Genomic DNA, 6,188 nt, shown 5'->3' with positions numbered 1-6,188 from the left:
GCGTGCCCCGGTTCGGGCCCGACTCCGCCGCCCGACACCTGTCCGAGGGTGGTGCCGTCCCGCTCGGCGGGGCCGATCCCTCGGGCGCGGCCGGTCGCGACGTCGACACCCCCGAGGACGTCCTGGCACTGACCGGACGCGCCGTGGGTGAGGCCACCGCGGCGGTGTTGAGGACCCCCTCCGTGAGTCAACGTGCTCACTCCGCCGGGGTATCGGCCACAATGGTCCGGTGACCGCAGACGACCCCGTGCTCGAGCAACTCCCCCGACCCCGTGACCGCTACCTCAACCGAGAACTCAGCTGGCTCGACTTCAACGCACGAGTGTTGGCCCTGGCGGGCGAGAAGGACCTGCCGCTACTCGAGAGGGCCAAGTTCCTCGCGATCTTCGCGTCGAATCTCGACGAGTTCTACATGGTGCGGGTGGCCGGCCTCAAGCGCCGCGACAAGACGGGTCTGTCGGTCAGATCCGCCGACGGCCAGACGCCCGCCGAGCAGCTCGGCCGGATCAGTGTCCGGACCCGCGAGCTCTGCGACGAGCAGACCCGGTTGTTCCACGACGAGATCAGACCCGAACTCGAGCAACACGGGATCCGGATCCTGCCCTGGGGCGAGCTCACCGCCGACGAGCGGTTCTCCCTGGCGGAGCTGTTCAGGAACTCGATCTTCCCCGTCCTCACACCGCTCGCCGTCGACCCGGCGCACCCCTTCCCCTACATCTCCGGACTCAGCCTCAACCTCGCGGTGATCATCCGCGACATCGGTTCGGGGCAGGAGCACTTCGCCCGGGTCAAGATCCCCCACAACGTGCCCCGGTTCGTCAGGGTCGCCCGGGACGCGGAGGACGAGTACTCGTTCGTGCCCGCCGAGGAGATCATCGCGGCCCACCTCGGCGACCTGTTCCAGGGCATGGAGGTGGTCGAGCACCACGTCTTCCGCGTGACCCGCAACGCGGACATGGAGGTCGAGGAGGACCGTGACGAGGACCTGCTGCAGGCGCTCGAGCGCGAGCTCGCCCGCCGCCGCTTCGGCTCCGCCGTGCGGCTGGAGATCGCCGAGGACATGACGCCGCGGATGCTCCGGATCCTCCAGCACGAACTCGACGTGGACTCCGAGGACGTGATCCGGTTCTCGGGACTGCTCGATCTGACGGGACTGTGGCAGATCCACGGCCTGGACATGCCCGACCTCAAGGATCCGGCGATGGTCCCCGCCACCCCCCCGGCATTCGGTGAGCGTGAGACCGCCCGGAACATCTTCGCGTCCCTCCAGGAGGGCGACGTCCTCGTCGAGCACCCGTATGACTCGTTCGCGACCACCGTCCAGCGGTTCATCGAACAGGCTGCTGCGGACGAGAACGTGCTGGCGATCAAACAGACCCTGTACCGGACCTCCGGCGACTCCCCCATCGTCAACGCTCTCGTCGACGCCGCGGCGGCAGGCAAGCAGGTCGTCGCACTGGTGGAGATCAAGGCCCGCTTCGACGAGCAGAACAACATCCGCTGGGCGCGAGAGCTCGAACAGGCCGGTGTCCACGTGGTGTACGGCCTGCTGGGACTCAAGACACACTGCAAGACCTGCCTGGTGGTCCGGAAGGAGGGCGACCGGCTACAGCGTTACGCCCACATCGGCACCGGGAACTACAACCCCAAGACGGCCCGCCTGTACGAGGACGTGGGGTTGTTCACCGCGGACGAGGAGGTCGTGTCCGATCTGACGGACCTGTTCAACCACCTCACCGGGTTCTCCAACGTCTCCAAGTACCGACGACTGCTCGTGGCCCCCGAGGGGATCCGCTCGGGGATCATCGAGCGGATCGACCGCGAGATCGGCTTCGCGGCCGAGGGTCGCGAGGCGGGGATCCGGCTCAAGGCCAACGCGCTGGTCGACGAGCAGATCATCGACGCCCTCTACCGGGCCTCGCAGGCGGGCGTGCAGGTCGACATCGTGGTCCGCGGGATCTGTGCCCTGCGCGCCGGTGTCCCCGGGCTCAGCGAGAACATCCACGTCCGCTCGATCCTCGGACGCTTCCTCGAGCACTCGCGGATCCTCAACTTCCGCGGGGCGGACGAGGTGCTCATCGGCAGCGCCGACATGATGCACCGGAACCTCGACCGCCGGGTCGAGGTGATGACCACCGTCACCGACCCCCGGCTCAAGGGTCAGATCCACCGCATCTTCGACTCCGCCCTCGACCCGGCCACGCGCAGCTTCCATCTGAGGCCTGACGCCTCGTGGGCGCGGATGCCCGCCCCCGGGGACCGGTCCGACTCGGTCGACCACCAGGAGCGCATGGCCTCCGTCCACGCGGGGTTCCGGGACCGATGAGCAGGAAGTCGAACGGCGGCCGGACCAGCGTCCGGGTGGTCCCCGCGGCCGGGGCCGTCCTGTACCGCATGGACGGGGGGTCCGCCCGCTGCGCCGTGGTCCACCGCCCCCGGTACGACGACTGGTCGTTGCCCAAGGGCAAGGTCGATCCCGGTGAGTCGCTGCCCGTCACCGCGGTGCGCGAGATCGCGGAGGAGACGGGGTTCTCCGCGGCTCTCGAGTCCAGGATCGGGACCACCGCGTACCCGCTCAAGGAGAACACCCGGAAGGAGGTCACCTACTGGTCCGCGCTCGCGTCCGGGGGTGGCTTCGAGCCCAACTCCGAGGTCGACGACATCCGGTGGCTCCCGGTCGACGAGGCCAAGGAACTGGTCTCGTACGCACTGGACCGCAAGATCCTGACGCGCTTCGCCGCGGCCCGGCCCGTGGATTCTGTCCTCCTGCTGGTCAGACACGCCAAGGCGGGGAGCCGCTCGGAATGGAGTGGTGACGACTCGTCGCGCCCGCTCGACAAGGCCGGACGCACCCAGGCAGAACTCCTGGTCCCGATGCTCAGGGCGTTCGGCGTCCGGAGGCTCCACAGTGCCCCCCGGGTGCGGTGTGAGCAGACCCTGGCCCCACTCGCCGACGAGCTCGGGGTCGGGGTCACACCCGAGCCGGTTCTGAGCGACGAGGCGTACCTCGACGATCCCGCCGCCGCCCGCGCCCGCCTCCTCGAGATCGCCGGCGGCGACGGGGTGGCAGCGGTGAGTTCTCAGGGGACCGCGATCCCCGGCCTCCTGGGCGACCTGGCCGAACGTGCCGGTATCGACGTGGGGGACACCTCGACCAAGAAGTCCGGCGCCTGGGGGCTGGGGTTCGACGGTGGGACCCTGGTGTTCGCCGACTACTACCCGAGCCCGCTCCCCGTGCGGTGAGGCAGGCGCTCAGCTGACCTTGTCGCGGTGGTTGACACCGTTCTTCCCGACACCGCCGAAGGACTGGTGCGAACTGGACCGCTTGGCGGCGAGGCGACCCTCGGGGAGGGTCTCGGTGCCCTGGACGACGGACTTGAAATACTGCCCGGGCCGGAACGCCGGCGAATACGTGGGTGGGACGGGGATGGACTCACCGGTGTGCGGGTTGCGCGCGACCCTCGCCGCGCGTGCGCGCTTCTCGAAGATGCCGAATCCCATGATGGTGATGGACTCTCCGGCCGCCACCGCCCGCACGATGATGTCGAGAGTGTTCTCCAGCGCCTCGGTGGCGAGCTGCTGGTCTCCGTCCATCCGTTCCGCCAGCTCGGCGATCAGGTCGGCCTTGTTCACGAGGGATCCCCCTTAGGGTGAGTACGCCGACGCGGCAGAGCACCGCGTCATACGAAATATAAGCATACTCACACGTTGCCGTCACGGGGAGCGTTCCGGACGTGACTCCGGACCGGTCGGTCAGCCGCCAGGTGCCCGGTCGGTCAGCCGCGACCGGGCAGCGTGGTGACGGGCTTGAAGGTCGGCCTGCGCTGCTCGAACTCCGCGATCGCATCGGCCTGCCGGAGGGTGAGCCCGATGTCGTCGAGACCTTCCATGAGGCGCCAGCGGGTGTAGTCGTCGATCTCGAACGGGACGGTCACGTCCCCCGCGGTCACGGTCCGGGTCCCCAGGTCGACGGTCAACTCGAGGCCCGGACGCTCGTCCATGATCTTCCACAGCAGGTCGACGTTCTGCTGCTCGACCTGCGCGGCCACCAGTCCGGACTTGCCGGAGTTGCCGCGGAAGATATCGGCGAAGCGCGAGGAGATGACGACGCGGAAGCCGAAGTCCTTCAGGGCCCAGACCGCGTGCTCGCGCGACGAGCCGGTGCCGAAGTCCGGACCCGCCACGAGCACCGAGGCGCGGTCGTACGGGGAACGGTTGAGGACGAAGTCGGGTTCGTTCGCTCGCCAGGACGAGAACAGTCCGTCCTCGAAACCGGTGCGGGTGACGCGCTTGAGGTACTCGGCGGGGATGATCTGGTCGGTGTCCACGTTGGACCGGTGCAACGGCGCCCCGATGCCGGTGTGGGTGGTGATCGGCTCCATGATGATCAGGCCCCCTTCGCGGGCTCGAGATCGGCGGGCGAGGCCAGGCGGCCGACGACGGCCGTGGCCGCGGCGACCGCCGGGCTGACGAGATGGGTACGGGCACCCTTGCCCTGGCGGCCCTCGAAATTGCGGTTGGAGGTCGAGGCACAGCGCTGGCCGGGCTCGAGTGAGTCCGGGTTCATCCCGAGACACATGGAGCACCCCGGTTGACGCCACTCGGCGCCGAACGCGGTGAACACCTTGTCCAGGCCCTCCTGCTCGGCGAGCTGGCGCACCTGCATCGATCCCGGGACGACCAGCATCCGGACACCCTCGGCGACCGCGCGGCCGTCGATGATCTCCGCCACGGTCCGGAGGTCCTCGATACGCCCGTTGGTGCACGAGCCCACGAAGACCACGTCCACCGGGACATCGCGCAACGGGGTGCCGGCCTCGAGGTCCATGTACTCGAGCGCACCCTCGGCGGCGACACGGTCGCTCTCGTCCCCGAAGGACTCCGGGTGCGGGACGGTGGACCCGAGGGGCACACCCTGGCCGGGGTTGGTGCCCCAGGTGACGAACGGGGTGAGGGCGGAGCCGTCGATCACCACCTCGGTGTCGAACACCGCGTCATCGTCGGTCCGCAGGCCGGTCCAGTACTCGACGGCGGCGTCCCACTCCTCCCCGGCGGGGGCGTGCGGCCGCCCCTTCAGGTAGTCGTAAGTGGTCTGGTCCGGGGCGATCATCCCGGCCCGGGCGCCGGCCTCGATGCTCATGTTGCAGATGGTCATCCGCGCCTCCATCGAGAGCTTCTCGATGGCCTCGCCGCGGTACTCGATGATGTGCCCCTGACCCCCGCCCGTCCCGATCTGGGCGATCACGGCCAGGATGAGGTCCTTGGCGGAGACCCCCGGCTGCAGTTCGCCGGTGACGGTGACGGCCATGGTCCTGAACGGCCGCAGCGACAGTGTCTGGGTGGCCATGACGTGCTCGACCTCGGACGTCCCGATACCCATCGCGATGGAGCCGAACGCTCCGTGGGTCGAGGTGTGCGAGTCTCCGCACACGACGGTCATGCCGGGCTGGGTCAGGCCGAGCTGGGGCCCGATGATGTGGACGATGCCCTGCCCCGGGTCACCCATCGGGTACGCCCGGACCCCGAACTCCTCGCAGTTGGTGCGCAGCGTCTCGATCTGGGTCCGTGAGACGCGGTCGGCGATGAGGTTGACGGCCCCGCCGACGATGTCGGTCGGGACGTTGTGGTCCTCGGTCGCCAGGGTGAGGTCCGGACGGCGCAGGCCGCGGCCCGCCAGCCGGAGTCCGTCGAAGGCCTGCGGGCTGGTGACCTCGTGGATGAGGTGGAGATCGACGTAGATGAGGTCCGGCTGACGGGCTTCGCCCTCCCCCTCGCCCCTGACCACCACGTGGTCGTCCCAGACCTTCTCCGCCAGGGTTCGGCCCCGGGCACCTCCGGACGGTGTCACACTCATCACGCCTCCAGTCCACGCCCGGGTGTCGAACCGATGGATTCTCACCATGTAGGACGCTATAGTCGAACTGTGAGACAGTATAGCGGGATCGGAGTCCTCGACAAAGCCATGACGGTGCTCCACGCGGTGGCCGAGCAGCCGTGCGTCCTGGCCGACCTCTGCGAGCGCACCGGACTCCCCCGGGCCACCGCCCACCGGCTCGCGGTGGGCCTCGAGATCCACCAGCTCCTGTCCCGGGACGACGCCGGCGTGTGGAGCCTCGGCCCGGGCCTGGCCAAGCTCGCCGCGCACGCCGCGGATTCCCTGGCGGAGGCCGCATCCTCGGTCCTGCCCC

6 protein-coding genes and 1 pseudogene are annotated in these 6,188 nt (G+C 69.2%); 4 read left to right on the top strand and 3 right to left on the bottom strand.

The window, feature by feature from the left end; all coding sequences use genetic code 11:
* From G6018_RS02870 to G6018_RS02860, 3 genes and pseudogenes are all read left to right on the top strand, one after another.
* A pseudogene (locus tag G6018_RS02870) lies at positions 1-233 on the top strand (2-phospho-L-lactate guanylyltransferase); the annotation flags it as partial.
* Complete coding sequence (locus tag G6018_RS02865; RefSeq protein ID WP_182609743.1) at positions 230-2,326, top strand: RNA degradosome polyphosphate kinase; 2,097 nt, start codon at positions 230-232, stop codon at positions 2,324-2,326. The pseudogene G6018_RS02870 and the gene G6018_RS02865, both read left to right, overlap by 4 nt.
* On the top strand, positions 2,323-3,243 hold the full coding sequence (locus G6018_RS02860) for an NUDIX domain-containing protein (RefSeq protein WP_179525500.1): 921 nt from the start codon (positions 2,323-2,325) through the stop codon (positions 3,241-3,243). Before G6018_RS02865 ends, G6018_RS02860 begins: the two co-directional genes overlap by 4 nt.
* 9 nt (positions 3,244-3,252) lie before the next feature.
* Here the strand turns inward: G6018_RS02860 and G6018_RS02855 are convergent, their stop codons facing one another.
* From G6018_RS02855 to leuC, 3 genes are all read right to left on the bottom strand, one after another.
* Positions 3,253-3,633 (bottom strand): HU family DNA-binding protein, encoded by a 381-nt coding sequence (locus tag G6018_RS02855; RefSeq protein WP_179525501.1) that lies wholly within the window; start codon positions 3,631-3,633, stop codon positions 3,253-3,255.
* A 143-nt stretch (positions 3,634-3,776) separates the two neighbouring features.
* On the bottom strand, positions 3,777-4,382 hold the full coding sequence (gene leuD, locus G6018_RS02850; protein ID WP_182609742.1) for a 3-isopropylmalate dehydratase small subunit: 606 nt from the start codon (positions 4,380-4,382) through the stop codon (positions 3,777-3,779).
* 5 nt (positions 4,383-4,387) lie between these two features.
* Positions 4,388-5,854, bottom strand: a complete 1,467-nt coding sequence (gene leuC / locus G6018_RS02845) for a 3-isopropylmalate dehydratase large subunit (protein WP_182609741.1) — start codon at positions 5,852-5,854, stop codon at positions 4,388-4,390.
* Positions 5,855-5,923: 69 nt separating this feature from the next.
* On the opposite strand from leuC, the gene G6018_RS02840 reads away from it, so the two are divergent.
* Positions 5,924-6,188 (top strand): helix-turn-helix domain-containing protein (locus tag G6018_RS02840; RefSeq protein ID WP_182638664.1); only part of this gene is annotated, 265 nt, incomplete at its 3' end.

The sequence above is a fragment of the Dietzia sp. DQ11-44 genome, assembly GCF_014145205.1.
GTDB classification, from domain to species: Bacteria; Actinomycetota; Actinomycetes; order Mycobacteriales; family Mycobacteriaceae; genus Dietzia; species Dietzia natronolimnaea.
The sequence above is the reverse complement of the archived record's forward strand: the minus strand, read 5'-3'. Positions and strand labels throughout refer to the sequence as shown.

What these genes read in the sequence shown, in the direction of transcription:
- G6018_RS02860 (WP_179525500.1), top strand. Translation starts at nt 2,323, where the DNA reads ATGAGCAGGAAGTCGAACGGCGGCCGGACCAGCGTCCGGGTGGTCCCC.
- leuD (WP_182609742.1), bottom strand. Translation starts at nt 4,382, where the DNA reads ATGGAGCCGATCACCACCCACACCGGCATCGGGGCGCCGTTGCACCGG.
- leuC (WP_182609741.1), bottom strand. Translation starts at nt 5,854, where the DNA reads ATGAGTGTGACACCGTCCGGAGGTGCCCGGGGCCGAACCCTGGCGGAG.